We start from the raw sequence: 26,934 nt of genomic DNA on the forward strand, positions 1-26,934 counted from the left end.
CGGCATTGGGCTTCCCTGTCTGTTCGCGAGGGGACGCGGCGCAGGGTGCAGTGAAGGCCGGCCCGGCCCAGTGGCCGCGCCCGCCGTGGTCGCCGGCATCACCGTCCGGCGCGGTGACGTGATCGTGGCCGATGACGACGGCGTGCCGTGCTTACCCCCGCTGTGTCGCTCGCGCACACTCGGCCACCGCCTCGCGACCGTGGAGAAAGAGTGAAGCCGACCCGCAGTACTTGATAAGGGGTTGCGCGCCTGGAAACCGATCGGTTTATGATGTTGGAAACCGATCGGTACCACCGGACCGTACCCCCGTCCTCTCAGCGGTTCACACACCAGGAGTCGGCGAGATGCCCAGTCAGAATGCACGTCCCACGATCACCGTCCCCGGGACCACCACCCACACCCTCGCCCCCCGCGCAGGGCGCAACAGCCACGAGGGCACGCTGCGCTACCTCAAGGCGGGCACCGGCGCTCCCCTGGTCCTGCTGCACACCGTGCGCACCCAGGCCGAGCACTACCGCTCCCTCATCCCGCTCATCGCCGACCAGTACACGGTGTACGCCCTCGACCTCCCGGGGATGGGCTACTCCGAGATCGTGCCCGGGGCGTCGTACGACGAGCCGACGATGCGCGCCGGTGTCGAGCGGCTCCTCACCGAACTCGACCTCACCGACGTGACGTTGGTCGGGGAGTCCATGGGCGCGGTGCTCGCCCTGACCACCGCGGCCGATCTGCCGGAGCGGGTACGACGCGTGGTCGCGGTGAACACGTACGACTTCGCCGGTGGGATCGCCCGCTCCAGCCTCCTCGCCCGCGTGGTGGTCAGCGGCGTCCTCGCCCCCGGAGTGGGCCCCGTGATCGCCGGAGTGCAGCCCAAGCCCGTCATGCGCAAGATCCTTCAGGGCGGCCTGGGCGACAAGAGCGCCCTGCGGGACGACTACGTGGACGAGCTCCTCCAGGTGGGCCGGCGTCCCGGCTACCCGACCGTCGCCCGGAGCGTGTACCAGGCGCTGCCCAGCCTCATCGCGGCCCGCTCCCGCTACCCCGAGGTCAAGGCCCCCGTCCACCTCGTCTACGGCGAGAAGGACTGGTCCCGGCCCTCGGACCGGGAGGCCAACAGGCGACTGCTGCCGGCCGCCGACTTCACCCAGGTGCGGAGAGCCGGCCACTTCATCGCACTGGAACGGCCCGACATCCTGGCGGACTTGCTGAACGCGGTGGCGTGACGCCTGCTCGCCGGCCACGTCTCACGGCAGGCCAAGGCGACTCCGGCCGACGACCTGGCGGGCTGTACCCCCAACCGGCGGAGGAGACCCCGCCCGCGCTCCGGCACCGTGAACGTGAACGAGGCCTGGGCCGCCGGCACGGTGCCGACGGCCTGCTCAAGTACACGGAGGCCCGGACCGTCGCCCACGTGCGGCTCATGAATTTCGTACCGCCCGAGGGAATGTCCTTCGCGCGGTGGGACGCGTCCCAGACCATCTCGCTCTGGGTAATCAAGCTGGCAGGAATGAAGTTGACGACATGACGTACGACTACGACGTGCTGGTCATAGGCTCCGGCTTCGGCGGCTCGGTATCCGCGCTGCGGCTGACCGAGAAGGGCTACCGGGTCGGGGTGCTGGAGGCTGGAAGGCGCTTCGAAGCCGCCGACATCCCCAAAACCTCCTGGGACGCCCGCAATTCCGTGTGGGCGCCCCGGCTGGGCCTCTACGGGCTACAGCGCATGTACTGGCTCAAGGACGTGTTTCTCGTGGCTGCCTCCGGCGTGGGTGGGGGCTCCCTGATCTACGGCAACACCCTCTACAGGGCGCCGGCCCCGTTCTACAGGGACCCTCAGTGGGCGCACATCACCGACTGGCAGAGTGAGCTGGCGCCGTACTACGACCAGGCCGAGCGCATGCTCGGCGTGACCACCAACCCGCTGGTCACCGAGGCCGACAAGGTCCTGAAAGAAGTCGCCGAGGACATGGGGGTCGAGGAGACCTTCCACCCCGTCCCGGTAGGGGTGCTCTTCGGCGGTCCCGGCACCGCACCGGGTGCCGAGGTCGCGGACCCGTTCTTCGGCGGCAGCGGTCCGAGCCGGAACACCTGCATCGGCTGCGGGTCGTGCTGGACCGGCTGCGCGCACAACGCCAAGAACACCCTGGACAAGAACTACCTGTACCTCGCGGAACACAATGGTGCCGAGGTCCACCCGCTGACCACTGTGCGCGCGGTGCGTCCGCTGGCCGGCGGAGGATACGCGGTGGACACGGTACGCAGCGGCCGCTCGCCGCGGCGCCGCGGGAACCTGCGCACCTTCACCGCCGAACAAGTGGTGTTCTCCGCGGGCACCTACAACACCCAGAAGCTCCTGCACCGTATGCGCGACACAGGCGTACTGCCAAGGATTTCCCGCCGGCTGGGCGTGTTGACCCGGACCAATTCCGAAGCGATCCTGGGCGCCACGGCCAAGCGCAATGACGTCGACTACAGCCACGGGGTGGCGATCACCTCCTCGATCCACCCCGACGAGCACACCCACATCCAGCCGTTCCGCTACGCCAAGGGCAGCAACGCCTTCGGCCTGCTGATGACCGCCCTGACCGACGGCGACAAGCCACATCCACGGTGGGTCACCTGGGTCCAGGAACTCGCGCGCAACCCGCGGCACCTGGGCTCACTGTGGGTACGCCACTGGTCGGAGAAGACGATCATGCTGCTGGTGATGCAGTCACTGGACAACTCCCTCACCGTCTCCGGCAAGAACACCCGGTTCGGGCGCCACAAGCTGGTCACCTCCCAGGGCCACCCACCCAACCCGACCTGGATCCCCGTGGGCAACGAGGTCGCCCGCCGTGTCGCCGAGAAGATCGGCGGCACAGCCACCGCCACGGCCAGCGACATCTCCAACACCCCGGCGACCGCGCACTTCATCGGGGGCTGCACCATCGGCGACTCGCCCGACACCGGGGTCATCGACCCCTACCACCGCCTCTACGGCCACCCCGGCCTGCACGTCGCCGACGGCTCGACGATCTCGGCCAACCTCGGCGTCAACCCGTCCCTGACCATCACCGCCCAGGCCGAACGGGCTATGGCTCTGTGGCCCAACAAGGGCGAAGCCGATCAGCGGCCGCCCGTGGGCTCGGCCTACCACCGCCTGGCCCCGGTCAGCCCCCGGCGTCCCGTGGTGCCCGAGCACGCCCCCGCCGCGCTACGGCTGCCGATCGTCCAGGTCCGTCATGGGGTGCAGCCGACCGAGTAAGGACCTCGCAGAGCGGCCCAGGCCCGATGGGGCCTGAAAGACGCGGCCGCTGCCCGGCTCGACGCCCGGCCCCGCCTCCACCCCGGCCCTTCCTGGGGTCCGGTCGCGGCGCCGGACGACGAGTCCGCCGGCGCCCCGAACCGACCGGTGCCGGCGAGGGAGACCGGTGTTGCCAGCCCGCCCCGGCCGCCGGGCTCCCACAACCCCCGCCGTACCCCGGCAGTCCGCCGGCTTGCCCACGGACATCCGCCGCCGGCGGTGCGGGCATGAACGGCGCCGACACCGAGGGATGGGGACCCCTGCGCCAGGCGGCCGACGTACTGCGCGGGCAGTTGAAGCAGCCGGGCGGCTACCACCGGGCCCGGGCCGCGGGGATCGCCGAGCGGCTGATGGGCGTCAAGCTCGGCGCGGCCCAGGAGGAGGTCCTGGGCGTGTGGGGCGAGGTGTACGGGAAGGCCTTGGGCACCCTGCACGGCGGCGTTGCCGACCCGGCCCGCGCAGTCGCCCTCTGCTGGCAGCTCCTCGCCGCCGCGCCCGGGAACTGCTGGTGCCGCTGCCCGGCCGCGCCGCGCGGGTTCTCGAGCTGGCCGCGCTCACGGTCCCGAGCGAGGAGGAGGCGCGGGAACTGGCCGACCGCCCCGTTCTTGGAACACCTGGCCGCCCGCCGTCGCCCCTTCTGGGTGTTGTAGGTGCCCGCGGAGAAGATCACCTGCTCGGCGGTGAAGGTGATCTCTGTCATAGGTCAGCTAGCGCCGAGAGCCTACCAACGGGTACTCCCCTGATGCCTCTTCAAGATCATCCCGTAGCCCCTTTTGGGCTCACCTCGGCGATATCCGGAACCGGGACGGCAGACGAACCATGCTCGATTGACGGTGGAAGCAACAGCTCGCAATAGGCGAACTGCGGCGAGGGAGCAAGGTGGCCTCCCCCGCCGTCTCGGCTGCACGATGTTGCGCTTCCGCTGCTGCGATCCGAGGAACGGACAGTTCCCCAGGTCCTTTCGGCCCTGCACAGACGGCTTGCGCCGCGGTCAGTGCTGCCGCTTGCCGTGGTAGCGCTCGGCAAGGCGGGCGAGTGCGACGGCGGCGAGGAGGAGGCCGAAGTCGCGTAGGGCGATGTCGTAGTAGTCCGGGATGGTCAGGAGGTTGACGATGATGCCGCCCAGCCAGGCGGCCACCAGCCAGGCTCCGAAGCGGGGGGCGAGGGCCACGGCGATACCCGCCACTATCTCGATCACGCCCACGGCGTACATGGCGTCCTGCGCGCTGCCGGGGACGAGGTCGTTGAGCCAGGGCGCGAGGTAGGCGGGCCAGTCCACGAGCAGGTTCGTGAACTTGTCCAGCCCGAAGAGGATCGGCGCCACCGTGAAAGCGGTGCGCAGGATCGCGAATGCCTGGTAGCCAGGCCCGACTGCAGGCACCCCTCCAGACCGTCCCCGCCCCGCACACCTCCGCGGTCCGCGGCGCCGCGCACCACCACTGACCCGCCGCCCGGACCCCGCCCGGACCTCGGCAAGCGTCCGCGCTCGTGCGGAAGGAGAGCCACCGTGCCCCGCGCCACACCCACAGGCCCGGATGTGGGAAGCAGCCCGGTCGGCATGTCCGTGATCGGCGAACGCACCGCGCATGTCTTCAGCCCCGCCACCCGCAGTCTGGCCGAGGACGTGCGCGGAGAGTCCCGCGAACCTGGGAGAGTTGACGGCATGACGAACCGCTGGATCGGAGTGACCATCGACTGCGTCGACGTGGAACGGGTCGCGGGATTCTGGAGCGCACTGCTGGAGCGGCCGGCCATGCCGTCGCGGCCCGGCTGGGTCTACCTCGGCCGTCCCGGCGACGCACAGCCCCGCCTCAACTTCCAGCCGGTGACCGAGCCGAAGCGCGCCAAGGTACGCCTGCACCTCGACATCGGGGTCGACGACATCAACCAGGGCGTCGCCCAAGTCACCGCCCTCGGCGGCCGGTTCACCGGTGAACGGCACGACTACGACGAAGGCGTGGTCGTCGTGATGGCCGATCCGGAGGATCACGAGTTCTGCCTGGTTCAGTACTACTGATCCGACGCGGATGCTCCAGGGAGGTGAGAGCCTCAGCGGCGGGAGCGTGAGAGGGGCGGGCCCCGAAGCAGGCCCGCCCCTCCTCCATCACACCTGGTCAGACGTTATCCGTGGTTCAGGCGGGCCAGGAGCAGGTTCGGGTCCGGCTCGGTGGCGAAGTACGAGGCGCTGGGGACGTAGACCCTTCGGTCGTGCACGGCCACGGAGGTCGGGTTCGAGAGTCCGTCCTGCTGGGTGAGAACGACGGAGTGGGTGCCGTCCGGGCACACCACGACGACCTGGTTGGCGCCGTTCACCGCGGCGAGCACGGTGTCCTGGTGGCGTGAGGTGAACGCGAAGTCGTCGATGCCGTCCAGCCCGGTCGCCCGGGTCTCGACGGTGCCCGCGGAACCGTCTCGGCGTACGGGGATGCGCAGGAGCGTCCCGCGGTCGGTGTTGGACACCCAGACGGCGCCGTCGTGGACCTTGATGCCGTTGGCTCCGAAGCCGGTCTTGGACGGGACGGGGGCGAGGGCCGTCGCCGTGGCCCACGCGGTGCGCGCGCCTCCTGCCACCGGCACGCGCCAGACGGTTCCCCGCACCGAGTCGGCCGCGTAGAGCACGCCTCGGTGCTCGTCGAGGGCGAGGCCGTTGGGCAGCCCGTTCGCCGGCAGCTTCGCGATCTGCTGGGGCTTGCCGCCGTCGGGGGCGATGCGCCAGATGCCGGTCTTGCTGGTGCCGGTGGCGTAGTCGACGTAGAGAGTGCCGTCGTGGGCACGGGCGATGCCGAGAACGATGGCGTTGTGCACGATGGGGGTGTTCGGGTTCGCGACGGCGGGCAGGGTGACGCGTCTGCGGATGTCTCCGTGTCGGGTGACGTTGGCGATCTGGCGGGCGAAAGCGAAGGTCAGGTCGGCGGAGCCGTCGGGTTCGAGCGCGATGTTCTCGGGCGTCTCCCCTGCGGCGAAGTCGAAGTGGGCAACCACCCGCGGCTGCGACACGATGGGCGCGTCAGCGGATGCGGGAGCCGATGCGAGCACGCCGAGGGTGACTGCGGTCGCGGCGATACCGGCCAGGTGCGGGAGTCGGGGCATGAACCTCTCCTTGAGCTGTGGCACGGGCCACCGGTGTGGCGCCACAGGCAGCCTGCGACACGGCGGTCGGCGACCGCAGGAGTCACGGCCGGGAGATCGCCCTCGTGGCCTACGGAGGGGACCCCGACGTCGTCGGCGGGTACGGGCCGTGAGCGCGCGGCTCCACGCCCGCAGCGGACGGTCGGCGGTGCTGGTCGGCGGGTGAGCCGTGCGGGCTCACGTCACCAACCCCCTGGAGGCGCGTCGCCGGGGCAGGCGGGCTCCCGTCAACGAGCGTCCAGGGGTGTCGCCGGCTCGGCCGGACGGACAGCTCAGCGCAGTCCGGCGAAGAGATCGTTCTCGGGCACGGCCGCGCCGGTGGAGTCCTGGACCCGTACGAACGTCTCCGTGCCCATCAACTCACCGAACCTCTCCTTGCCCATCCGCAGGAAGAAGATGTTCTCGCCCTGGCTGGCGTGTGCGGCCAGCGCGTCGAACTTCTGGCCGCTGAACCCGGTGGTGTCCACCCACGTGGTGATCTCTTCGTCAGGGAGGCCGATCTCGGCCAGCGCGGCGGTCTCGGCGGGATCCGGCTCCGGCATGTCCTCCTGGAACTCGCGCATGATCTCGCCGAACCGCTTCATCCCCGAGCGGGGAATCGTGGTCCAGTACACCTTCGGCGTCAGCTCGGTCATCTCCAGCGCCGCCATCGTGATGCGATGGGCCTGGATGTGGTCAGGGTGACCATAGAAGCCGTTCTCGTCATAGGTGACGACCACATCGGGCTGGTAGTGCCGCATGAGTTCCGCGAGTCGGGCCGCGCCTTCCTCCACAGGGGTCTGCCAGAAGGATCCGGGGGCGTCGTTGCTCGGCCAGCCCATCATCCCGGAGTCGGCATAGTCCAGCATCTCCAGATCGCTGACCTTCAGCACCTCACAGCTCGCCTCGAGTTCCTGCCGGCGCAGCAGGGCGACTGCCGCCGGATCATGCCCCGGGTCGCCCGGCTTGACGCCCCCCGGTCCGTCACCGCAGCTGCCGTCGGTACAGGTCACGAGGACCGTGCGGATGCCTTCCGCCGCGTACCGCGCGAGCACCCCTCCGGTTCCGGTGGCCTCGTCGTCGGGGTGGGCGTGTACTGCCATCAGCGTCATGGGCCGGTCAGTCATGAAACAGTCCTCCAACAGATCAACGTTTTGATTCGAAGCGCGGCAGGCGTTCCCCATCCGTGCGGCGCCGGCCCCTCGCTCGATGCAACCGCGCCGACCGTACCGACTGTTCCCGGCGAGGCCACTCGGTGTCCCTGGGTCGGCGTTTCCCCGCCCGCCCCCGGTGGGCCGTGAAAAGCCACTGCCGTCACGTACAACCCTTGCGCCCCACCAGCAGTCTCTTGATCGCCAACTGCTCGTGTCTCTCAGGACAACACCTGGCAAACACGGACGGTCCGCACCCCATCAATGCGGATGCCTGCCAGGCATCCCCGCATGCCGCAGGAGAATCCCGCATGCACCAGTTGCACCACCCGCGCCTGCGACTCGCCCTCGCGACGGCCGCCGCGGCCGCACTCACGGGCGGTCTGCTCACGGTCTCGGCGACGACGGCCACCGCCGCCGACTCGTTCAAGGTCCCGAAGGCCGACTTCAACGGCGACGGCATCGGCGACGTCCTGGCCTCGGCCCCCGGCGCCTCCGTAAGCGGTCACGCCGACGCCGGGCAGGTCGTGGCCCTCTACGGCAGCGCCACCACCGGCGTGACCTCGGCCAAGCGCTCCGTCATCAGCCAGAACTCCGGCACCGTGCCCGGCAGCGCCGAGGCCGGCGACCTGTTCGGCGGCGCGACGGCGTACGCCGACTTCAACGGCGACGGCTACGACGACGTCGCCGTGGCCTCGCCGTACGAGAAGGTCGGCACCGACACCGACGGCGGCGCCCTCGCGATCCTCTGGGGCTCGGCGAGCGGCCTCACCGGCAAGGCCAGTGACGTACCGGACCCGGCCGTCTCCTCGCACGACAACTGGGGCCTCGCCCTGGCCGCCGGCGACTTCGACGGCGACGGCAAGGCCGACCTGGCCGTCGGCAGCTCGTCCGCCACCCTGTACGTCTACAAGGGCGGCTTCAGCAGTTCCACCGGGCAGCCCGGAGGCCGCTACACCGTCAAGCCTCCGATCATGCCCGGCTCGTCCGGCTTCCCGTACGGTCCCGAGCAGCTCACCGCCGGCGATGTGAACGGCGACGGCCGCACCGACCTCGTCGTCGACGGCTACGAGACGCAGACGGAGAACGGCTGGAACACCAACTACTACGTGCCCGGCACCACGAGCGGTCTGAGCGTCGCCGGCGTCAAGACCCTCAAGCCGGGCATCGTCACCGGCATCGGCGACATCAACGGCGACGGCTACGGCGACATCGTCACCGGCGCGGGCTGGGACGCCACCTCCGGCGACGGCCGGACCATCCCGGACTCCGCGAACGGCGGCAAGGTCAGCATCACCTACGGCTCGGCGTCGGGCCCCGCCTCGACGACCGGCATCACCCAGGACACCGGGAACGTGCCCGGCAGTTCGGAGAAGGGCGACGCCTTCGGCTGGGACCTGGACCTGGGCGACGTCAACGGTGACGGCTACCAGGACCTGGTCGTCTCCACCCCGAACGAGGACCTCGGCAGCGTCACCAACGCCGGCATGGTCACCGTCCTGTACGGCTCGGCGAGCGGCATCAACACGTCCACCGGCCTGCAGTCCTTCGCGCAGAACACGACGGGCGTCCCCGGCACCGACGAGAAGAACGACCTGTTCGGCGCCGACGTCAAGCTCGACGACGTCAACGGCGACGGCAAGGCCGACCTGGTCGTCGGCTCGTACGAGGACGGCGGCGACGGAGCGGTGACCTACCTGCCCTCCACCGGCACGAAGATCGGCACGACCGGCTCCCGTGCCCTGTCCGTGACCGCGGTGGGCGTCTCCACCTCGGGCACCCCGCAGTTCGGCGCGCTCTTCGCCGACTAGCCGCCGTTCGTCCCGGAGCCATGTCACGCCGGGCCCCTGGCCGATCGACCGCCCCCTCGGGCGCGACGGTGAGGGGCCCGGCCCCTCTGCGACCGTGGGCGGGCAGAGGTACGCCGGCGGAGCGATCGGCCTGGGCACCGGCGGCGAGGCCCCGCACACGGCCGAGCCACCCGCAAGAGGGACCTCCCAGCATCCCAAAACCATGGTCAGCAGGCGAAGTTGCAGGGAAAATGGCCGTCATGACGTACGAAGGCTCCTCCATCGACCCGTCCAAGCCCAGCATCGCCCGTGTGTACGACTACTTGCTGGGCGGCAAGGACAACTACGCCGTGGACCGAGAGATCGGTGACGTGTTCAAGCGGGACCTGCCCGGCTCGGTGGCCATCGCCTACGCCAACCGCGCCGCGCTGACCCGCGCGGTCGGGGAGATCGTGAAGACCACCGGCATCCGGCAGTTCATCGACCTGGGCAGTGGCCTGCCGACCGCCGACAACGTCCACCAGGTCGCGCAGCGGCACGACCCCGACACCCGGGTCCTCTACGTCGACATCGACCCCCAGGTCCTGGTGCACGGCCGGGCGCTGCTGGAGAAGGACGAACGGACCCGGGTCGTCGCGGTCGACGTACGCAACCCCGAAGGCATCCGCAACCACCCCGACACCCTGGCCCTGATCGACTTCACCCGGCCTGTCGCGGTCATGTTCAGTGCGATCCTTCACCACGTCAACGACGACGAGGACCCGGTCGGCATCGTCCGTTACTGGCGCGAGAACGTGCCCTCCGGAAGCTACTTCTTCGTCAGCCACTTCCGCTCCGGCAACAACGCGGAGACGCAGGAGGCCGAGAAGGTCCTGCAGCAGACCTTCGGCCGCGGCCGGTGGCGCACCGACGCGGAGATCGCCGCCCTGCTCGACGGCCTGGAGATCCTCGCCCCCGGCATCGTCCCCGCCCCCCTCTGGCGCCCCGACCAGACCGCCACCCCTTGGAACGACAGCGGAGAACGCCAACTGACGGTCTGGGAGCACCTCATCGCCGCCGCCCTCGCCCGCAAACCCTGAGCACCGGCCGACGACAGCGACTTTGGTCGACGAGGCCTCTACCTCAGGACGACTGCGCACCCTCTCGTGCTGCCCCACGGTGGAACTCCGTACAGCGAGGAGGCAGCATGGCGTTGTTCCGTACACGGGCAAGGGCACGCGTCGCGACGCGGGCGGCGGTGGCGATCGGGCTCTCGGTGGCGGCCGTGCCGTCTTCGGCGGCGGCCCTGCCGCAACCGCAGGCGGCTGCCGGTCAGCTGTACGTCGCTCCCTGGGGCAAGGACTTCTGGCCCGGCACTCTGGACCGGCCGTTCGCCACACCCGCCCGCGCGCAGCAAGCCGTACGCGCCCGGGTTCCGCGGATGACCTCGGACCTGGTCGTCAACCTCCGCGGTGGGACGTACCGCCTCAGGGCGCCGCTGCGCCTTTCGGAGACCGCGGGGGACTCCGGCCGGGGCGGACACCGGGTGATCTACCAGGCCTACGGCCACGGGACACCGCGACAGGAGCGGGTGACGATCAGTGGCGGCCGCCAGATCTCCCGGTGGCGGCCGGACGAACGACTCACGGGCTACTGGCGCGCGGACGTGGGCGGCCTCGAGACCCGGCAGCTCTACGTCGACGACCGGCGCGCCACGCGCCTCACGCGGGGCGGTGTCGGCTTCCCGGGCGGGCTGAAGGCGACCAGGACCGGTTACGTCACCGCCAGTGCCGTCCCCCGGACCTGGCGGAACCCGGGTGACATCGAGTTCGTCTACCGAGCCGGCTATCTCGAGGGCCGCTGCGGAGTCGCGGGTGTCTCCGCGAGCGGCCGCCGGACGAGCATCACCATGGACCAGCCGTGCTGGAGTCTGGCCCAAGAGCTGTACGGGGGCACGGAGTTGCTCGAAGCGCCGAGCAGTGTGGAGAACTCCCCCAGCTTCGCAGGCAGGCCCGGCAGCTGGTATCTCGACCGCTCGCGGCCCGGGCACCACGCGTTGCTCTACCTCCCGCGGCCCGGGGAGGACATGCGCCGGGCCGAAGTGATCGCCCCGGTCCTGGAGAACCTGGTCACCGGCACCGGCCGCCCCGGCCGTCCGCTGCACGACATCGGCTTCCGTGGCCTGACCTTCGCGTACGCCACCTGGCTGGCGCCCAGCGAACCCGCCGGGTTTCCCTCCGCCTGGAGCATGTACCTGCGGCCCGGGAAGGGCGATGACGCGACACTGCTCACGGTGCCCGGCGCGGTCGCCTTCCGTACCGCCGAACGGATCGCCTTCGAGGGCAACCGGTTCACCCACCTGGGCGCCCAGGCGCTGGAGTTGTCGGAGAACAGCTCGCACAACGTCGTCGACGGCAACGTCATCAGCGACGTCTCCGACGGCGGCATCCTGATGGGGGTGGTCCCGCCCGCCCAGAAGGGGACCAACCGCGGCAACCGGATCACCGACAACTGGATCCATCGCATCGGTGCGGAGTACCACGCGGCCTCCGGCATCTGGGACACGGCGACCCAGCAGACCACCATCGCGCACAACCAGGTCGACGACGTGCCCTACACAGGCATCCTGTCGGGGCCCAGCGACGACCTGCGGGGCATCATGCGCCGCAACCGCATCCTCGACAACCGCGTCTTCGCGACGAACCAGGTCCTCGAGGACGGAGGCGGCATCTACCTGCGCGGGGAACAGGGCACCTCTTTCGCCGACGGGGCCGTCATCAGCGGCAACGCCGTCACCGACAGCAAGCACGGCGACTGGAACGTCGGGATCTACACCGACGACAGCACCAACTGGGCCACTGTGGACCGCAACACGGTCTACGACTACGTCGCCTCCATCGGGGGTTGCAGCGAGGAATGGGGCGGCCGCCCCGTCCAGAACGTGCGCTACCGCGGCAACTTCTGGGACGACGCCGTACCCGAATGGGTCGGACGGCGGGACTTCCCCGGAGCGTGGCCCCCGGCCAACAAGCAGAAGCCGGAGGAAGGTTGCGGCGATCCCCACCGTCTGGCCTTCGCCGACAACACCCTGCTGCCGCCTCGCGACCCCGGCCGGGCCTGCGCCGCCGACTCCGCCTGTGCCGCGGTCCTGGCGAACGCCGGCCCCCTCCCGTCCTACCGCCAGCGCCTGGGCATGCCCTGACGGAACGGCGAGTGCCACGGTGTCGCACGGAGTGGCCGCCAGGATCCCGGCCGGCGCGGGGGAAACGGTGGCCGCATCCTCTGACGTCCGGGCCTCGGACGACTCCCTCGGCTATCCCGCACTGCCCGGGTCCAGCCGATGAGCGAGGTCGTGGGCGGTGGTGCTGGTGAGGTGCTCGATGTAGGACTCGGCGATTGCGAAACGGCCGCCGGTGATCGAGGAGGACACGTACGGGTTGCTCCAGAGCTTGCCGTCGATGACGATGGCGAATTCGTTGCGCGGGGCGGGGGCGGACGCGAGGGAGCCGGTCAGTGAGGCGAAACGGGTCCGGTCGGCGGGGCTGAGGGTTCCCACGACCTGCCAGGTCCCGTCGACGGCGCTTTTCTCGGCCTTCGCCGAGGTGACACGGACATCGGTCATGCCGCGGGCCCGGTCGACCCGGACACACAGCGTCCTTTTGTCCTCGATCGTGTGCACGGTGTAGCCGACGTCGGCCGCGGTGCACGCGTGCTCCGTGATCGAGGTGACCGGCAGGAGGGAGACCGGGGCCGCCTTCCCTGTCGCGCCGGAGTCGTCCCTTCCGGCGGGCTGGACCACGTGAGCGCGGGAGGGCGCGTCGTCCGCGACGGCCACCCAGGCGGTGGTGACCGCGGCGGCGGCGACGAGACCGACGCCCACCCGTGCCAGCCGCTGCCGACGTCGGGCGACCCGCAACGCGCCGTCGGCCAGACCGACCAGATGGGCCCCGGCGTCACCGCCGGCCTCCCCCACATGGGCGTGCAGGGCATCGTGCAAGAGCGTGTCGCGCAGCGGGTTCTCGGTCGAGTCGTTCATGCGATGACGCCCCTTCCGGAGGCAGTGGAGGAGGCCGCGTGCCCTGCCTCGGCCAGGGTGGCGCGCAGGGAGGCGAGGGCCTTGTAGGTCTGACTTCGAACCGTCCCCTGGGCCACCCCCAGAATCGTGGCGATCTCGTGGTCCGGCCGGTCCTCGAAATAGCGCAGCACGATCACCGCGCGCTGGCGCTTGGGCAGCCGCCGCAGCGCGGCCATGATGTCCTGCCGCTGGACGACGCCTTCGGCCAAGTCCGCGCCCTGCCCGGACGGTTGGTCCGGCAAGGTGTCCGTGACCGTCTCCCGCCCCCAGCTGAGGAGCCGGAAGCGGTCCACCTGGGCGTGGTAGAGCGCCCGGCGCACATAGATCTCCGGCTGCTCCCGGTCGCGCAGTTTCGACCAGCGCCGGGCGGTGGAGGCCAGCGCGGTCTGGAGCAGGTCCCGGCCCTGCTCCCAGTCCCCGGTCAGCAGGTATGCCGTATGCAGCAGCGATCTCGACCGCGCCGCAACGAACTCGCGGAACTGTCGTTCCTCGTCGGCGTTCAAAGTGCCCTCCCTCGTTCCCCTGTAAAGACGGGTCCGGGAGGGAGTTCGACTGCCCTGCCGTTCGGACTTTCTCGGTTCCGGCGCCGTCGGGGCTTTCGGCGTCGCGCGTCACCGCCACCGCGGGCTGGCCGCGATGGCCCGCAGTTGAGCCGGTGTCAGGATCGGCGTGGTTCGGGTCGAGGGGGTGTCCTGGCTCGGTGCCTGCCACTGCATGAGGGTGAGGTAGAGCCCGTCGGGACGCAGGAGGTTCACCGTCTCGTGGCCGGGGTCGGTTCCGGGTGGTGCCTGCCGGGTCTGGATGAGGGTGCCGTCGGCCAGGGGTGTCGTCCCGGCGAAGACGTGGTCGCGGATCGCTGTGGTGGAGGCCGGCCGGGAGACGTGGACCTCGAGCAGCGATGTGCCGTGGCCGTCGTCGATCCACAGCTGGCCGGAGCGTTCGCCGCCGGGCGGGCTCGCATGGGTCAGGCCTTTCGGCAGCAGCGCGGTCAGGGTGGCGAGGGCGTGGTCGGCGGGCAGTGCGCCGGTGAACGTCGGCTTCGGGGTGGCGGACGCGGCGGCGGAGCCGGTCTGGGCCGAGGCCGCCGGACTGGCGAGCGGGTGGTCGGCCGGCCGCCCGTCGGACAGCAGTCCCGGAACGATCGCCGCGCCGAACCCGACCAGCGCGAGGGCGGCTGCTCCGCTCACACCGACGGCCGCGGCGCGGCGGCGGCGCCTGCGCCGGCCGTTGCGGATACCGGCCTGCACAAGTGAGGAGGTGTGGGGCGGTTCGAAGGTCGGGACGGTGGTGCGGAGGGCCTGGGTGAAGTCTTCTTCGATGGGCATGCGGGTCACCGCTTTCCGGGGGTCGGTGAGGAGGGCGAGGCAGATGCCGGGGCCGCGGGGTCAGGGGCTGACGAGTTCGGACAGGTCGTGGCCCAGAAGGTCCCGGATCCTGGCGAGGGCGCGCATGCTCTGGTTGCGTACCGCGCCCGGCCGGACCTGAAGGATCGCCGCGGTCTGCTCGACGCTGCGGTCCTCCCAGTAGCGCAGGAGCAGTACGGCCCGGTCCCGGGCGGAGAGCCGGCCGAGCGCGTCGAGCAACGTGAGCCGCAGCGTGGCGTCGTGCTCGGTGGCGGCGCCGGAGTCCGGCAGGGTGTCGGTGGGCTGCTCCGAACTGCTGCGCCGGCGGCGGTAGGACAGGTACGTCCGTACGAGCACCGTGTGGGTGTAGGCCGCCGGGTCGTCCACCTGCCCGATCTTCCGCCAGTTGGCATACATGCGGCCCAGCGTGTCCTGCACCAAGTCCTCCGCGAGGTGCACGTCACCGCTGGTGAGCACACACGCGGAGCGGAACAGAGGTGCGGATCGCGCAGCGGCGAACGCCATGAATTCCTCTTCGTACCGGCGCTTCATCCGAGATCCTGTTCGTCGTCCACACTCTGAAGACGCTGTGGCCACAGGTTTACGTCCCACCCGGGAAGCAGGATTTCGGGCGCGGTGGCTGCCGCTCCGTTTCCGGCACGACACACGTAGGCCTTCGATGCTATGAACCGACGCATATCGTCGACGTATCGAAATCCGTATACGGGCCGGCAACACCGCGCTGCCTTGGCTGTCGGCATGTCCTACAGGGAATCAGCGCGCACAGCCGTGGGCGGGAGTCTGACCGTCGGTCCGATCAGCGCCGCCGCGCACCTGGCCTTCGTGCGGGCCCAACGGTCCGTCAGCTTCCTTCAGACGCCGGCCTGGGCCCGCGTCAAGACCGAGTGGCGCGGCGAGTCGCTCGGCTGGTACGACGGCCGGCAGCTGGTGGGTGCCGGGCTCGTCCTGCACCGGCCGGTGCCGCGGCTGGAGCGCTACACGCTGGCCTATCTGGCCGAGGGACCGGTCATCGACTGGACCGGCGAGATCGACACCTGGCTCGACCCGCTGGCGGCCCATCTCACAGCACACGGCGCGTTCGCGATCCGGCTCGGCCCGCCGGTGCGCACGCACACCTGGAGCGCCGCGCAGGTCAAGGAGGGCATCGCCGACCAGGGCGTCAAGCGGCTCACCGACATGTCCGCGCAGTGCACCGACCCGGTCGGCGCCCGTGTCACCAGCCGGCTGAGGGACGCCGGATGGTTGCCGCAGAGCCCGCGGGACGGTTTCGGGGTGGGGCATCCGCAGTTCAAGTACGAGATCCCGCTGGCCGGCAAGACCGAGGACGACGTGCTCAGGGGCATGAACCAGCTCTGGCGCCGCAACATCAAGAAGGCGGCCAAGGAGGGAGTCGAGGTCACGGTCGGTGAGGACCTGAAGGTGTTCCACGACCTGTACGTCCACACCGCCGAGCGCGACCACTTCACACCCCGGCCGCTGCCCTACTTCGAGACCATGTTCGCGGCGCTGAACGCGGAGGACCCCGGGCGGATCAGGCTCTACCTGGCCCGCCACCAGGGCGACGTGGTCGCCGCCACCATCCTCGTGCGGGTCGGCGCGCACGCGTGGTACGCCTACGGTGCCTCCTCGACCCGAAAACGTGAAGTGCGCGGCTCCAACGCCTGCCAGTGGGCGATGATCCGGGACTCGCTGGCGGCCGGCTGTGACGTCTACGACCTGCGCGGCATCACACCCACCCTCGACCCCGACGACCCGCACGCCGGGCTGATCCAGTTCAAGGTCGGTGCCGGTGGTCAGGCGGTGAGGTACGTCGGCGAATGGGACCTGCCGCTGCGGCCGCTGGTCTACCGGGCTTTCGACCTCTACCTCACGCGGCGCGGGCGATGAACGCGGACCTCCCGAAGGCCGTCCGGACGACGGTGACCAGGTAGTTGTACGGCGACGGCGCGGCGTGACTCCTCCGGCTCACCCGCCGAACTGCGCGAGCGCGGCGGCCACTTCGTCGAGGCGCGCCCCGCGGGATGCCTTGACGAGCACCACGTCGTCGGCGGCCAGGTGGTCTCGCAGCCATACGACGGCCGTGTCGTTGTCGGCCAGCACCACCGCCCGCTCACCCGCGCCCTCGGCGATCGGCACCGCTGCCTCACCGACCGCGACCACCAGGTCCGCCCGGGAGGCGGCGTACTGCCCGACGGCGCGGTGCTCGGCCTCGCTGCCGTCGCCGAGCTCCAGCATCTCGCCGAGGACGGCGACGCGGCGCCCGCCCTCGATCGCGGCCAGCGCGTCCAGGGCCGCCCGGGTCGAGTCCGGGTTGGCGATGTAGGAGTCGTTGAGCAACCTCACGCCGGCGCCGAGATCGCGCAGCTCCATGCGCCACCGCGACAGCGAGGCGGAGGCCAGCGCCGCCGGGGCCATCTCCAGGGGTACGCCGGCCACCAGGCCCGCGGCCGCGGCGGCCGACGCGTTGAGTGCCTGGTGGGCGCCCACATGCGGCAGCGCGACGGGAGTCGAGCCGTCGCCGGTCCGCAGGGTGAAGGACGGCCGGCCGAGCCGGTCCAGAGTCAGGCCGATCGCCCGCACGTCGGCGTGCTCCGCCCGGCCGAAGGTCAGCACCGGGCCGTCGGTGAGCGAGCGCATCGCGACCACCCTGGGATCGTCGGCGTTGAGCACGGCTGTGCCGCCGGGCGCCAGCCCCTGGACGAGTTCGCCCTTGGCCTCGGCGATGGCCGCACGTGATCCGAAGGTGCCGAGGTGGGCCTGGCCGACGCTGAGGACGACGGCGATGTCGGGCGCGGCCAGGCCCGTGAGCCGGGCGACGTCGCCGACGTGGCGGGCTCCCATCTCCAGGACGAGGAACCGGGTGGTCGCGTCGGCGCGCAGCATGGTGAGCGGAACACCGAGCTCGTTGTTGAACGAGCCGAACGTGGCGGTCGTCGGCCCTGCGCTCGACAGCACGGCCGCCAGCAGGTCCTTGGTACTGGTCTTGCCCTGCGAGCCGGTCACCCCGACAACGGTCAGTCCGTCGCGCAGTCGGGCCACGACATGGGTGGCAAGCGCCTGCAACGCGGCCTGGGTGTCCGCGACGACGACTGTGGGCAGCGGCGTGGGCCGGGACCCGAGCACAGCCACGGCGCCGGCCCGGCCTGCCTGCCCGGCGTAGTCGTGGCCGTCGGCGTGCTCGCCTGCGAAGGCGACGAACAGACTGCCCGGTTCGGCCTGCCGGCTGTCGAGCACGGCCGGGGCGGTGACGTTCACGGAACCGTCGCCCGAGATCGTCCCCCCGACGATCGCGGCGATCTCTTCGACACTCAGCGGAATCACGCCGAGGTCTCGCGGTTCTCTCGGGCCTGGCAGAACGGGAGTGGGAAACGGGGAAAGGAATGGGCGGTCAACTCAGCCATGTGCTGGACGCTACCGGCCTGTTGCATATCGTCGGCGTATCGAAAACCGCATACGCCCGGGCAACAGTCCGTCGCCTTGGCTGTCGGCATGCCTCACAGCGAATCAGTCCGAACGGGGATCACTGTCTACGGATGTGGGCAGGACGAGGCCGCGCTCTTCCGTGAGATGGCATTCCGTTTCGGCGTCACCACTACCGTCACGGACGCGGCCGTATCCGAGGACAACACCGGCCTCGCCGTCGGGAATCGGTGCGTCAGCGTGGGCCACAAGACCCGCGTCCCCAATTCCGCGCTCCTCGCCCTCAGTCGGGTCGGCGTCACCTACATCTCCACGCGGAGCATCGGCTGCGACCACATCGACGTGGAATACGCGGAAAGCCTCGGCATGTCCGTCGAGAACGTCGCCTACTCCCCCGACAGCGTGGCCGACTACACCCTGATGCTGATGCTGATGGCGGTGCGGAACGCGAAAACCACGGTCCGCCGCTCGGACCGTCACGACTACCGGCTGAACGAGGTGCGCGGGAAGGAACTGCGCGACCTGACCGTCGGGGTCGTCGGAACAGGACGCATCGGCACGGCTGTCATCGAAAGGCTGCGGGGTTTCGGCGGTCGCATACTCTCCCATGACCGCCGACCCAAGGCGTCCGGCGACTACGTCCCCCTCGATGACTTGCTGCGGCAGAGCGACATCGTGACGCTCCACGCGCCGCTCACCCCGAAGACGCACCATCTCCTCGACCGCCGACGGCTCGAACTGATGAAGCACGGCGCCTTCGTCATCAATACCGGACGCGGGTCCCTGATCGACACCGAAGCCCTCGTTTCGGCGCTGGAGGGGGGCCGGCTGGGCGGAGCGGCTCTGGATGTCATCGAGAGAGAAGAAGGAATCTTCTACGCGGACTGCCGCGACAGACACATCGAGAGCAAAGCACTGCTGCGGCTGCAGGAGATGCCGAACGTGCTCATCACTCCGCACACCGCGTACTACACGGACCACGCTCTGATCGACACGGTCGAGAACTCCATCACCAACTGCCTGAAATTCGAGAGAGGGAATCGGCATGGCTAGGCTGAAGGTCGGCGTCATATTCGGCGGCTGCTCCGAGGAGCACCCCGTCTCCGTCAAGTCCGCCCGGGAGGTCGCGCGCCATCTCGACCTCGAGAAGTACGAGCCGTTCTACATCGGGATCACGCGGACCGGTGAGTGGAGGCTCTGCGACGGGCCCGGCACGGACTGGGAGAAGGGCGACTGCCACCCGGTCGTACTGTCACCGGAGCGGACCACCCGCGGACTGCTCGTCCTGGACCAAGGACGGTACGAGTCGATCGCCCTGGACGTGGTACTGCCGGTGCTGCACGGCAGGCTCGGCGAGGACGGCGCGATGCAGGGGCTCCTGGAACTCTCCGGCATCCCCTACATCGGCTGCGACATCCCGAGCTCCGCGCTGTGCATGGACAAGTCCCTCGCCTACCTCGTCGCCGGGAACGCGGGAATCCTTACGCCGAACCACTGGACCGTTCTGGGGGACGACAAGATCGATCCCGACCAGATCACCTATCCCGTCTTCGTGAAGCCGGCACGTTCGGGGTCGTCCTTCGGTGTCACCAAGGTGGCCCGGAAAGAGGAGCTCCTGACTGCGGTGGAAACGGCCCGGCAGTACGACTCCAAGGTGCTGATCGAAGAGGTCGTCGTCGGCAGCGAGATCGGATGCGCCCTCCTCGGGAACGAGACGGACCTGCTCGCCGGGCAGGTGGACCACATCGCGCTCTCCCACGGTTTCTTCAGGATCCATCAGGAGGACCGGCCCGAGACCGGATCCGACAACTCCGTGGCGATCGTTCCCGCCGACATTCCGGAGGAGACGCGAGCGCTCGTGGTGGAGAAGGCCAAGGCCGTCTACCGCGCCCTGGGCTGCCAGGGTCTTTCGCGGGTGGACATGTTTCTCAAGGAGGACGGCGAAGTGGTCCTCAACGAGGTCAACACGTTTCCCGGTATGACCTCGTACAGCCGCTATCCGAGGATGATGGCGGCCGCCGGTCTGCCGCTCACCGAAGTGCTCGACCGGCTGGTGTCCCTGGCACTGCAGCGGGCACTTCGGTGAACGAGGACTTCGTCTTCGTCGACGAACTCGTCCCCGGAATACGCTGGGACGCCAAGTACGCCACCTGGGACAATTTCACCGGCAAGCCGGTGGACGGCTACCTGGCGAATCGCGTCGCCGGTACCAAGGCCTTGTGTGCGGCTCTGGAAAGAGCGCAGGACAAGGCCAGGTCCCTCGGCTTCGGCCTGCTGCTCTGGGACGGCTACCGTCCCCAACGCGCCGTGGACTGCTTCGTCCGCTGGTCGCAGCAGCCGGAGGACGGACGGACGAAGCCACGGCATTATCCGCACATCGACCGAGCCGAGATGTTCGAGAGGGGATACGTGGCCGCCAGGTCAGGCCACAGCCGGGGCAGCACCGTTGATGTGACGCTGTATCACCTGGGCTCCGGCGAACTCGCCGCCATGGGCGGCGGTCACGACCTCATGGACCCCGTCTCCCATCACGGAGCTACGGGGATCGAGCGGATTGCAGCCCGGAACCGTGCACACCTGCGTTCCCTCATGGAGGACTGCGGCTTCGGCTCGTACGCGTGTGAATGGTGGCACTACACCCTGAGAGACGAGCCTTATCCCGACACCTACTTCGATTTCCCGCTCGCATAGGACGGGGCCCCGGTCGCGGAAACGCCGCGACCGGGGCCCCGAGGATCAGTTGCGGTACCGGAACACGATCCGGCCGCGTGTCAGGTCGTACGGCGGGAGCTCCACCAGAACCCGGTCCTCCAGCATGATCCTGATGTAGTTCTTGCGGATCTTCCCGCTGACGTGCGCGAGCACCTGGTGGCCGTTCTCAAGTTCCACGGTGAACATGGCGCTGCGCAGGCACTCGACGACCCTGCCCTCGACTTCGATGACGTTCTTGTGCTTCGTCATCGCACCAACTCCAGGTTGCTGCTCATCGGTTGAGCGCCGATGCCGTGGAACAGGGCCGAGGCCGCGTGATGGGATTCCTGGACTTCTGCCCAGGCCGCGGTGAACCCGGAGCGGTGCAGCGTCCCCAGGGCGTGGGCCAGCAGCGCCCGCGCGATGCCGCGGCGCTGCTCGCCGGCCCGGACCGCGACCAGCCCGATGCGCGGCCGGATCACCGTCACCACCCGGATCAGCCCCAGGTAGCGGTCCGGCGCAGCGGCCACCGCGTACTTCGACGGGTCGACGACGGTGTCGCCCTCGGGGAAGGCGATCACCTCCGCGGGCATCGACGTCCACCCGACGGTCGCCTCGACTTCGTCACGGATCGCGCGGTCCAGTGCCCGCAGCACACCCTCGTCCGCCTGACCGGCGGGCACGAGCGTCACGCCGGACGGTGGCAGCACTCCGTCGAGCCCTGTGACCCGCGGGTCGGTCGGCACGGCGTACTCCCACTCGCGGCGCCGGAACGTGAACCCGGACCGGCGCCAGGCAGCCGTCAGTTCGACGTCTGCTTCGTCGACCACCGTGTGGAGCGGCGCCGGCAGTTCCGCCACCATCGCCTCGGCGAGCCGGTCGAAGGCGGCGTCGTGCCAGGCGTCGATGCTGACGAACAAGCGTCCGTCGGGCCGGTGCTGCGCATGCCCGCGACCGACCACCAGGTCGTCATCGAGCGCATGCCATTGCCTGTCCGCGACGCGCGTGACCATCACCGCGTTCTCGCTCAGGCCAGAGGTGAAAGGCGTTGTGTTCATCGGAGCCTCCTCCAGGAGTGCCTCGGTCTCAGGCGCTCCTGGCGACACCGGATGTCAGCCGCCGGACCGTGACGGGTTGAGGGAGCACCCACGGGTAACTGTGTTCACGGGGGCTCACCTCCCTACGACGACTTCACGGTCCGTCAGGACCGTAGCAGCGGGGCGTTGCCGCGCTCAAACCTTTTCCTGAGAGCTCGTGACGCGATCCCCGGGTGCTCCGACCGCTCCGTCATCCGGCGTGTCGTTCCAGCAAGGACCGGACACTGAACGGCTGGACCTCCAGCAGGACGATGGTGGTGTTGGACCGGACGACGCCGGGCGCCTCCAGAAGCAGGTTCGTGATGCGGTGCAGGTCGTCGGTGTCCCGGGCGACCACGCGGGCGAGCAGATCGGCGTCGCCGGTGGTGACGAGCAGTTCGACCACTTCGGGGATGCGCAGGATGGCGTCCTGGGTGGGCTGCCCGACCCGCTGACTGATCGACAGCGTGATCAGGGCCAGCAGGGGACGGCCGAGGGCCACGGGGTCCACGCGCCGGCTGGGCTCTTTCAGTTGTCCGTCCTCCTCCAGTCGCTTCAGGCGTGCCTGGACGGTGTTGCGGGCCAGGCCGAGCCGATCGGCCAGGGCGACCGTCGTGGCGCGTGGGTCCGCGTCGAGCGCGAGGAGGATCCGGGCGTCGAGGGCGTCGAGGTTTCGCATGGTGCGCAGTATGACACGCCATGCGCGCAACCCATTGAGCATAATGCGCAATTTTGATTGCACATATTGCGCATAGTGATGCCCATTCTTAGGTTCACACCATGCAAAACGCGCAATGCACCAACGCATCTGTGAGTAGGTCACCCCACGTCGACAACCGGGTGTGGGGCGATGAGGACGAGATCGTGGCGGCCGCCATGAACTACGCCTGGCGGCGCATCACCCAGCCTCCGGATCCGGTGACTGGCGCTCGCCCCGCCGCCGACCTGGCCCTCGCGGCCGGTACGGCCATCACGCCCTGGGGAATCGGCGGCGAAGCGGCCCTGAAACTGTTCGACCGGGTCTTGGCCCCCGCCACCCGGGCCCAGGACGCGGTGACGAACCTCGCGTACATCCCCGCGGCACCCACTCGTGCCGCACTCGCCTTCGAGGCCGTCACCGGCGCGGCGAACATCTTCGCGGGCACCTGGGAGGCCGGCGCCGGCGCCATCCACGCCGAGAACGAGGCCCTGGCCTGGCTCACCCGGCTGCTCGGCTGGCCCGACACCGCGGCGGGATGTTTCGTCAGCGGCGGTACCTCCGGCAACCTGTCGGCCCTCGTCACGGCGCGCGCCACTGCCGCCGCGTCCCGGAACCGTCCGCCGGACGGCTGGAAGATCGTGTGCGCCGACAGCGCCCACTCCTCCATCAGGTCCGCGGCGCAGGCGATGGACGTCGAGATCGTCACCGCGCCCGTGGACCGACGGGGACACCTCACCGGAGCCGCTGTGAACGCCGTTCTGGACTCCACGGAAGGCGTGTTCGCCGTGGTGGCGACCGCCGGCACCACCAACGCAGGACTCGTCGACGAGCTCGACACCATCGCCGACGCGTGTGAACGCCACCATGTGTGGCTGCACATCGACGGCGCCTACGGCGGAGCGGGCCTCGCGGCACCCAGCGTGCGCCACCTCTACAGCGGCATCGAGCGCGCCGACAGCTTCATCGTCGACCCGCACAAATGGCTCTTCGCCCCCTACGACTGCTGTGCCCTGCTCTACCGGGATCCCGCGAGGGCACGGGCGGCGCACAGTCAGTCGGCGCACTATCTCGACGCCATCGACCGTGCCGTCCACAATCCGGCGGACCTGGCCCTCCACCTGAGCCGACGGGCCCGTGGGCTGCCGTTCTGGTTCAGCCTCGCGGCCCACGGAACCGACCGGTACACACGTGCCGTCGAACAGACCCTGACCACCACCCGTCTGGTCGCCGACGCCATACGCGCCAGTGCCCATCTCCGCCTGGCCACCGCCCCCGACCTGTCCGTGCTCCTCTTCGAGCGACCTGGCTGGAGCCCGCAGGACTACGCGTCCTGGTCCGCCCGGGCGGCCGAGACCGGAGCCGTACTGTGCGTGCCGACACAGTGGAACGGCGCGACGGTACTGCGGATGGCCTTCGTCAACCCGGACACGCGTGCCGACGACGTCATCGCCGTGCTGGACACACTCCGCTAGAGGACAGGGGTGGGGCTGGTTCGACGCCCAAGTTCTCAGTGGCTGCTCAGCATGCCTTCGCGAAGGCGGGTCAGGAGGCGGGTGATCAGGCGGGAGACGTGCATCTGGGAGATGCCGAGGTGTTCCGCGATCTGGGCCTGGGTGAGTTCCTCGACGAAACGCCAGTGGATGATCTTGCGGTCGCGTTCGTCGAGTTCGGCGATCATCGGTGCGAGGGCGTGGAAGTCCTCGACCAGGCCGAGCGCCGGGTCCTGCTTGCCGATGAAGTCCGCGAGCACGCTCTCGCCGTCCTCGCTGCCGCTGATCGCCGCGTCCAGAGAGGCGGACCGGTAGCCGTTCGAGGCCAGTCGGGCCTCGACGATCTCCTCCTCGGGCAGGCTCATCAGCTCGGACAGTTCCCTGGTGGTCGGCGTCCGGCCCAGTCGGCTGCTCAACTCCTCGCTGGCGCGGGCCAGTTGCACGCGGGCCTCCTGAAGGCGGCGCGGCACGTGCACCGCCCAGGAGGTGTCGCGGAAGAACCGCTTGATCTCGCCGACTATGTAGGGCACGGCGAAGGAGGTGAACTCCACCTCGCGGGACAGCTCGAACCGGTCGATCGCCTTGATCAGGCCGATCATGCCGACCTGGACGATGTCCTCCATCTCCTCCTGACCCCGGCTGCGGAACCGGCCGGCCGCGTAACGGACCAGGGAGATGTTCATCTCGATCAGCGTGTTGCGCGCGTACTGGTACTCGGGGGTGCCTTCCTCCAGCACCGCGAGCTGCTCGAAGAACAGCTTCGACAACTCCCGCGCGTCCTTGGGAGCCACCTGGGACGGGTCGGTGATCTCCGGCATGCTCACCGTCTGTCCGGCAGTCCGCACGGTCGTCGCCATGATGTACCCCTCCACTGTGTCGGTCTCGCGTCAGCCGGCCCGCTGACCGACGATCAGCCGTCTACCCCGACCCTGAACCCGCATGCACACGTAATTCCAAACAGTCCGCCGAGTTGCCGGACAGCCGGCCGGCCTAGCGGACGAGCTTCCAGTCCTGTGAGCCGTCGTCGGCGGCGTTCTGGAGGGTCAGCGGTGCTCCCGCGGACGCTCCGGTCAGATAGAGGGAGGTGTTCTTGGCCGCCTGGAGCCGGTAGGAGCCGTCGGGGTTCTTGACGAGGTTCCAGCTGCCCGACGTGCTGTTGTCGACCCACTGGCCGATGCGCTGTCCGGCCGTGGCGTTGCCCGTCCAGATGGCGGCCGCGCGGCCGCCCGACTGGTTCAGCAGGGTCGTGCCGCCGTTCGGTTCGGTCACGACGTGCCAGTACTGGGTGTCCGGGTCCGCCGCGGCCCCGGCGTCCTCGAGAACCACATCGGGGGTGTCCGCGTTGCCGAGGTTCGCGTCGTTGGTGTTGTTGCCGGTGCCGATCACCTGGCCGGTCTTGCGGTTGACGAGCCGGTAGTAGGTGCCGGCAGAGTCGCCGAGGTCGACCTCGGCGTAGGCGATCGTGGACGTGCCCTGGTTGTTGAGGATGGCGATGCGGCCGGTGCCGTCGACGTACTGGAGATTACGGCTGTAGCCGGCGGGCGAGGTGGTCTGGTACTCGGTCCACACGCCGTCGCCGCGTCCGCTCTCGTTGACCCAGACGTCACCGCTGCCCGCGGCGTTGTAGACCAGGCGCCCGCCCGGCAGCCGGATCAGCACCGGGCTGCCGCCGCCGACGAGCGGACGGGACCCGGCGACGACTGGAAGCGAACCGACCGACATGCCGGTCTGGGTGCCGCGGAAGAACGTCAACGGGTCGTCGGCGATGACGTAGCGGGTGTTGGCCCCGCCGCCCCAGTACTCGAAGGTGAGCATCCACCTGCCGTCCGTCGTGGCGACGACGTTGGTCATGCCCGGCCGGCCCCCGCCGATCTCGGTCTTGCCGCCGCCCATGTCCTGCACGGATCCGGACACGTCCACGACGGGGGCGCTCCAGGTGGCGCTTCTGCCGTCCCAGGTCCGGTGCACGAGGAGCTGGCCGTGCGAGTCGGTGGCGGTGTCGTTGGCGGGGTCCTTCCTCGGGACGCCGGTTGCCGGGTCGAAGCCGGTGTAGTCGTTCTCGTCGGAGTAGTAGCAGACCAGCTTGCCCTTGTAGACCATCAGGTAGGGCTCCCAGAGCGGGTCCACCTGCCGGTACTTGTTGGCGGCGGCGATGTTCTGCCCGACCGCGCCCGCGCTGCCGCCCTGCCATCCTCCGGTCGCCACGACGTTGAGGACCTTCCAGCTGCTGCCCTGGTCGGTGCTGGAGTACAGGGCTATGGCCATGTCGCTGCGGTCGCCGTCGTTGTTCGGCGTCCAGCCGGGGTCGGCCGCCTTGTGCTCTTTGTAGTAGGAGTCGTCACCGGAGACCACACTGGCCAGCAGCAGCGTGCCGGCCTTCAGCCCACCGACGCTCTGCGGGAGCACGTAGAGGTACGGGTTGGTCCAGTTGCTCGTGTACTTGGCGTACTTCGGGTCCTTCGAGAGGTACGCCGGTGCCTTGACCTCGGACAGCGGCTGCCAGCTCGTGCCGTCGTCGTCGCTCTTGTAGACGGGCAGCGTCTGCCCGTCGGCGCTGCCCGACTTCGCCACGACGGTGGACTTCTCGAACGACGCGACCAGCCGCCCGCCGGGCAGTTGGGCCGACTTCGGGTAGACCGCGCAGTTGCCTCGTCCCTTCAGACAGGCATCACTGCCGAGCTGGTAGAGGATCCCGCCGGTCGGGTTGTACGCCTGCGCACCGGACGCGGGTACGGCGAGCAGCGCGGCCGCCGCGCCGAAGGTGCCCAGCGCCCTTCCCAGGGTTCTTCTCTGCATGACTCCTCC

General features: G+C 69.7%; 26 protein-coding genes. 13 read left to right on the forward strand and 13 right to left on the reverse strand.

Annotated features, from left to right (window positions below; genetic code table 11):
* Positions 1-344 precede the first annotated feature (344 nt).
* The 3 genes from ACFYZ8_RS06260 to ACFYZ8_RS06270 all read left to right on the forward strand — a co-directional run bounded on the left by ACFYZ8_RS06260 (position 345) and on the right by ACFYZ8_RS06270 (position 3,935).
* Complete coding sequence (locus ACFYZ8_RS06260) at positions 345-1,223, forward strand: alpha/beta fold hydrolase (RefSeq protein ID WP_388531840.1); 879 nt, start codon at positions 345-347, stop codon at positions 1,221-1,223.
* Between the two features lie 298 nt (positions 1,224-1,521).
* A complete protein-coding gene (locus ACFYZ8_RS06265; RefSeq protein WP_388531838.1) occupies positions 1,522-3,246 on the forward strand; it encodes a GMC oxidoreductase in 1,725 nt (574 codons plus the stop codon).
* A gap of 266 nt (positions 3,247-3,512) precedes the next feature.
* Entirely contained in the window at positions 3,513-3,935 is a 423-nt protein-coding gene (locus ACFYZ8_RS06270) for a hypothetical protein (RefSeq protein WP_388531836.1), read from the forward strand.
* A 341-nt stretch (positions 3,936-4,276) separates the two neighbouring features.
* Here ACFYZ8_RS06270 and ACFYZ8_RS06275 read toward each other — a convergent pair whose 3' ends face one another.
* Positions 4,277-4,666, reverse strand: a complete 390-nt coding sequence (locus tag ACFYZ8_RS06275; protein WP_388531834.1) for a hypothetical protein — start codon at positions 4,664-4,666, stop codon at positions 4,277-4,279.
* A gap of 282 nt (positions 4,667-4,948) precedes the next feature.
* Between ACFYZ8_RS06275 and ACFYZ8_RS06280 the strand changes: the two genes are divergently transcribed.
* Complete coding sequence (locus tag ACFYZ8_RS06280) at positions 4,949-5,302, forward strand: VOC family protein (RefSeq protein ID WP_359038932.1); 354 nt, start codon at positions 4,949-4,951, stop codon at positions 5,300-5,302.
* 104 nt (positions 5,303-5,406) lie between these two features.
* Here the strand turns inward: ACFYZ8_RS06280 and ACFYZ8_RS06285 are convergent, their stop codons facing one another.
* A complete protein-coding gene (locus ACFYZ8_RS06285; RefSeq protein WP_388531832.1) occupies positions 5,407-6,375 on the reverse strand; it encodes a hypothetical protein in 969 nt (322 codons plus the stop codon).
* Between the two features lie 17 nt (positions 6,376-6,392).
* On the opposite strand from ACFYZ8_RS06285, the gene ACFYZ8_RS06290 reads away from it, so the two are divergent.
* On the forward strand, positions 6,393-6,527 hold the full coding sequence (locus ACFYZ8_RS06290; RefSeq protein ID WP_388531830.1) for a hypothetical protein: 135 nt from the start codon (positions 6,393-6,395) through the stop codon (positions 6,525-6,527).
* 159 nt (positions 6,528-6,686) lie between these two features.
* Here ACFYZ8_RS06290 and ACFYZ8_RS06295 read toward each other — a convergent pair whose 3' ends face one another.
* A complete protein-coding gene (locus tag ACFYZ8_RS06295) occupies positions 6,687-7,520 on the reverse strand; it encodes a PIG-L family deacetylase (protein ID WP_359038870.1) in 834 nt (277 codons plus the stop codon).
* Positions 7,521-7,855: 335 nt separating this feature from the next.
* Here ACFYZ8_RS06295 and ACFYZ8_RS06300 point away from each other — a divergent pair, with 335 nt between their 5' ends.
* The 3 genes from ACFYZ8_RS06300 to ACFYZ8_RS06310 all read left to right on the forward strand — a co-directional run bounded on the left by ACFYZ8_RS06300 (position 7,856) and on the right by ACFYZ8_RS06310 (position 12,515).
* Positions 7,856-9,355: an FG-GAP and VCBS repeat-containing protein gene (locus tag ACFYZ8_RS06300; protein WP_388531828.1), complete on the forward strand. Its 1,500-nt coding sequence runs from the start codon at positions 7,856-7,858 to the stop codon at positions 9,353-9,355.
* 239 nt (positions 9,356-9,594) lie between these two features.
* A complete protein-coding gene (locus tag ACFYZ8_RS06305; RefSeq protein ID WP_388531826.1) occupies positions 9,595-10,413 on the forward strand; it encodes an SAM-dependent methyltransferase in 819 nt (272 codons plus the stop codon).
* 107 nt (positions 10,414-10,520) lie between these two features.
* On the forward strand, positions 10,521-12,515 hold the full coding sequence (locus ACFYZ8_RS06310; RefSeq protein ID WP_388531824.1) for a right-handed parallel beta-helix repeat-containing protein: 1,995 nt from the start codon (positions 10,521-10,523) through the stop codon (positions 12,513-12,515).
* Between the two features lie 111 nt (positions 12,516-12,626).
* Here ACFYZ8_RS06310 and ACFYZ8_RS06315 read toward each other — a convergent pair whose 3' ends face one another.
* From ACFYZ8_RS06315 to ACFYZ8_RS06330, 4 genes are all read right to left on the reverse strand, one after another.
* Positions 12,627-13,349 carry a hypothetical protein gene (locus tag ACFYZ8_RS06315; RefSeq protein ID WP_359038878.1) on the reverse strand — a complete coding sequence of 241 codons (723 nt, stop codon included), beginning with the start codon at positions 13,347-13,349 and terminating at the stop codon, positions 12,627-12,629.
* On the reverse strand, positions 13,346-13,891 hold the full coding sequence (locus ACFYZ8_RS06320; RefSeq protein WP_359038880.1) for a SigE family RNA polymerase sigma factor: 546 nt from the start codon (positions 13,889-13,891) through the stop codon (positions 13,346-13,348). The genes ACFYZ8_RS06315 and ACFYZ8_RS06320 overlap by 4 nt, the downstream gene beginning before the upstream one ends.
* Before the next feature lie 108 nt (positions 13,892-13,999).
* Positions 14,000-14,713, reverse strand: a complete 714-nt coding sequence (locus ACFYZ8_RS06325; protein WP_388531823.1) for a hypothetical protein — start codon at positions 14,711-14,713, stop codon at positions 14,000-14,002.
* A gap of 60 nt (positions 14,714-14,773) precedes the next feature.
* On the reverse strand, positions 14,774-15,283 hold the full coding sequence (locus ACFYZ8_RS06330; RefSeq protein ID WP_359038884.1) for a SigE family RNA polymerase sigma factor: 510 nt from the start codon (positions 15,281-15,283) through the stop codon (positions 14,774-14,776).
* Between the two features lie 207 nt (positions 15,284-15,490).
* Between ACFYZ8_RS06330 and ACFYZ8_RS06335 the strand changes: the two genes are divergently transcribed.
* A complete protein-coding gene (locus ACFYZ8_RS06335) occupies positions 15,491-16,639 on the forward strand; it encodes a lipid II:glycine glycyltransferase FemX (protein WP_388531821.1) in 1,149 nt (382 codons plus the stop codon).
* A gap of 78 nt (positions 16,640-16,717) precedes the next feature.
* Here the strand turns inward: ACFYZ8_RS06335 and murF are convergent, their stop codons facing one another.
* Positions 16,718-18,073 carry a UDP-N-acetylmuramoyl-tripeptide--D-alanyl-D-alanine ligase gene (gene murF, locus ACFYZ8_RS06340; RefSeq protein ID WP_388531819.1) on the reverse strand — a complete coding sequence of 452 codons (1,356 nt, stop codon included), beginning with the start codon at positions 18,071-18,073 and terminating at the stop codon, positions 16,718-16,720.
* A gap of 168 nt (positions 18,074-18,241) precedes the next feature.
* On the opposite strand from murF, the gene vanH reads away from it, so the two are divergent.
* From vanH to vanX, 3 genes are read left to right on the forward strand one after another with little or no spacing between them, the layout of a single operon-like run.
* Complete coding sequence (gene vanH / locus ACFYZ8_RS06345) at positions 18,242-19,225, forward strand: D-lactate dehydrogenase VanH (RefSeq protein ID WP_388531817.1); 984 nt, start codon at positions 18,242-18,244, stop codon at positions 19,223-19,225.
* On the forward strand, positions 19,218-20,258 hold the full coding sequence (gene vanA, locus ACFYZ8_RS06350) for a D-alanine--(R)-lactate ligase (protein WP_388531815.1): 1,041 nt from the start codon (positions 19,218-19,220) through the stop codon (positions 20,256-20,258). The genes vanH and vanA overlap by 8 nt, the downstream gene beginning before the upstream one ends.
* Positions 20,255-20,863, forward strand: a complete 609-nt coding sequence (gene vanX / locus ACFYZ8_RS06355; protein ID WP_388531813.1) for a D-Ala-D-Ala dipeptidase VanX — start codon at positions 20,255-20,257, stop codon at positions 20,861-20,863. Before vanA ends, vanX begins: the two co-directional genes overlap by 4 nt.
* 45 nt (positions 20,864-20,908) lie before the next feature.
* Here vanX and infA read toward each other — a convergent pair whose 3' ends face one another.
* The 3 genes from infA to ACFYZ8_RS06370 all read right to left on the reverse strand — a co-directional run bounded on the left by infA (position 20,909) and on the right by ACFYZ8_RS06370 (position 22,618).
* Positions 20,909-21,133, reverse strand: a complete 225-nt coding sequence (infA, locus tag ACFYZ8_RS06360; RefSeq protein WP_359038894.1) for a translation initiation factor IF-1 — start codon at positions 21,131-21,133, stop codon at positions 20,909-20,911.
* Entirely contained in the window at positions 21,130-21,921 is a 792-nt protein-coding gene (locus tag ACFYZ8_RS06365; RefSeq protein ID WP_388531811.1) for a GNAT family N-acetyltransferase, read from the reverse strand. The genes infA and ACFYZ8_RS06365 overlap by 4 nt, the downstream gene beginning before the upstream one ends.
* Positions 21,922-22,150: 229 nt before the next feature.
* Complete coding sequence (locus ACFYZ8_RS06370; RefSeq protein ID WP_359038898.1) at positions 22,151-22,618, reverse strand: Lrp/AsnC family transcriptional regulator; 468 nt, start codon at positions 22,616-22,618, stop codon at positions 22,151-22,153.
* Between the two features lie 131 nt (positions 22,619-22,749).
* Between ACFYZ8_RS06370 and ACFYZ8_RS06375 the strand changes: the two genes are divergently transcribed.
* Entirely contained in the window at positions 22,750-24,111 is a 1,362-nt protein-coding gene (locus ACFYZ8_RS06375; protein ID WP_388531809.1) for a pyridoxal phosphate-dependent decarboxylase family protein, read from the forward strand.
* Between the two features lie 35 nt (positions 24,112-24,146).
* Here ACFYZ8_RS06375 and ACFYZ8_RS06380 read toward each other — a convergent pair whose 3' ends face one another.
* Positions 24,147-24,986, reverse strand: coding sequence for an RNA polymerase sigma factor SigF (locus ACFYZ8_RS06380; protein ID WP_359038902.1), 840 nt, complete (start codon positions 24,984-24,986; stop codon positions 24,147-24,149).
* Between the two features lie 133 nt (positions 24,987-25,119).
* A complete protein-coding gene (locus ACFYZ8_RS06385; protein ID WP_388531807.1) occupies positions 25,120-26,925 on the reverse strand; it encodes an RICIN domain-containing protein in 1,806 nt (601 codons plus the stop codon).
* Positions 26,926-26,934: the final 9 nt, after the last annotated feature.

The organism is Streptomyces sp. NPDC001668 (assembly GCF_042893155.1).
Taxonomy (GTDB): Bacteria; Actinomycetota; Actinomycetes; order Streptomycetales; family Streptomycetaceae; genus Streptomyces.

What these genes read in the sequence shown, in the direction of transcription:
- ACFYZ8_RS06260 (WP_388531840.1), top strand. Translation starts at nt 345, where the DNA reads ATGCCCAGTCAGAATGCACGTCCCACGATCACCGTCCCCGGGACCACC.
- ACFYZ8_RS06265 (WP_388531838.1), top strand. Translation starts at nt 1,522, where the DNA reads ATGACGTACGACTACGACGTGCTGGTCATAGGCTCCGGCTTCGGCGGC.
- ACFYZ8_RS06270 (WP_388531836.1), top strand. Translation starts at nt 3,513, where the DNA reads ATGAACGGCGCCGACACCGAGGGATGGGGACCCCTGCGCCAGGCGGCC.
- ACFYZ8_RS06280 (WP_359038932.1), top strand. Translation starts at nt 4,949, where the DNA reads ATGACGAACCGCTGGATCGGAGTGACCATCGACTGCGTCGACGTGGAA.
- ACFYZ8_RS06285 (WP_388531832.1), bottom strand. Translation starts at nt 6,375, where the DNA reads ATGCCCCGACTCCCGCACCTGGCCGGTATCGCCGCGACCGCAGTCACC.
- ACFYZ8_RS06295 (WP_359038870.1), bottom strand. Translation starts at nt 7,520, where the DNA reads ATGACTGACCGGCCCATGACGCTGATGGCAGTACACGCCCACCCCGAC.
- ACFYZ8_RS06300 (WP_388531828.1), top strand. Translation starts at nt 7,856, where the DNA reads ATGCACCAGTTGCACCACCCGCGCCTGCGACTCGCCCTCGCGACGGCC.
- ACFYZ8_RS06305 (WP_388531826.1), top strand. Translation starts at nt 9,595, where the DNA reads ATGACGTACGAAGGCTCCTCCATCGACCCGTCCAAGCCCAGCATCGCC.
- ACFYZ8_RS06310 (WP_388531824.1), top strand. Translation starts at nt 10,521, where the DNA reads ATGGCGTTGTTCCGTACACGGGCAAGGGCACGCGTCGCGACGCGGGCG.
- ACFYZ8_RS06315 (WP_359038878.1), bottom strand. Translation starts at nt 13,349, where the DNA reads ATGAACGACTCGACCGAGAACCCGCTGCGCGACACGCTCTTGCACGAT.
- ACFYZ8_RS06325 (WP_388531823.1), bottom strand. Translation starts at nt 14,713, where the DNA reads ATGCCCATCGAAGAAGACTTCACCCAGGCCCTCCGCACCACCGTCCCG.
- ACFYZ8_RS06330 (WP_359038884.1), bottom strand. Translation starts at nt 15,283, where the DNA reads ATGAAGCGCCGGTACGAAGAGGAATTCATGGCGTTCGCCGCTGCGCGA.
- ACFYZ8_RS06335 (WP_388531821.1), top strand. Translation starts at nt 15,491, where the DNA reads ATGTCCTACAGGGAATCAGCGCGCACAGCCGTGGGCGGGAGTCTGACC.
- vanH (WP_388531817.1), top strand. Translation starts at nt 18,242, where the DNA reads ATGCCTCACAGCGAATCAGTCCGAACGGGGATCACTGTCTACGGATGT.
- vanA (WP_388531815.1), top strand. Translation starts at nt 19,218, where the DNA reads ATGGCTAGGCTGAAGGTCGGCGTCATATTCGGCGGCTGCTCCGAGGAG.
- infA (WP_359038894.1), bottom strand. Translation starts at nt 21,133, where the DNA reads ATGACGAAGCACAAGAACGTCATCGAAGTCGAGGGCAGGGTCGTCGAG.
- ACFYZ8_RS06365 (WP_388531811.1), bottom strand. Translation starts at nt 21,921, where the DNA reads ATGAACACAACGCCTTTCACCTCTGGCCTGAGCGAGAACGCGGTGATG.
- ACFYZ8_RS06370 (WP_359038898.1), bottom strand. Translation starts at nt 22,618, where the DNA reads ATGCGAAACCTCGACGCCCTCGACGCCCGGATCCTCCTCGCGCTCGAC.
- ACFYZ8_RS06380 (WP_359038902.1), bottom strand. Translation starts at nt 24,986, where the DNA reads ATGGCGACGACCGTGCGGACTGCCGGACAGACGGTGAGCATGCCGGAG.
- ACFYZ8_RS06385 (WP_388531807.1), bottom strand. Translation starts at nt 26,925, where the DNA reads ATGCAGAGAAGAACCCTGGGAAGGGCGCTGGGCACCTTCGGCGCGGCG.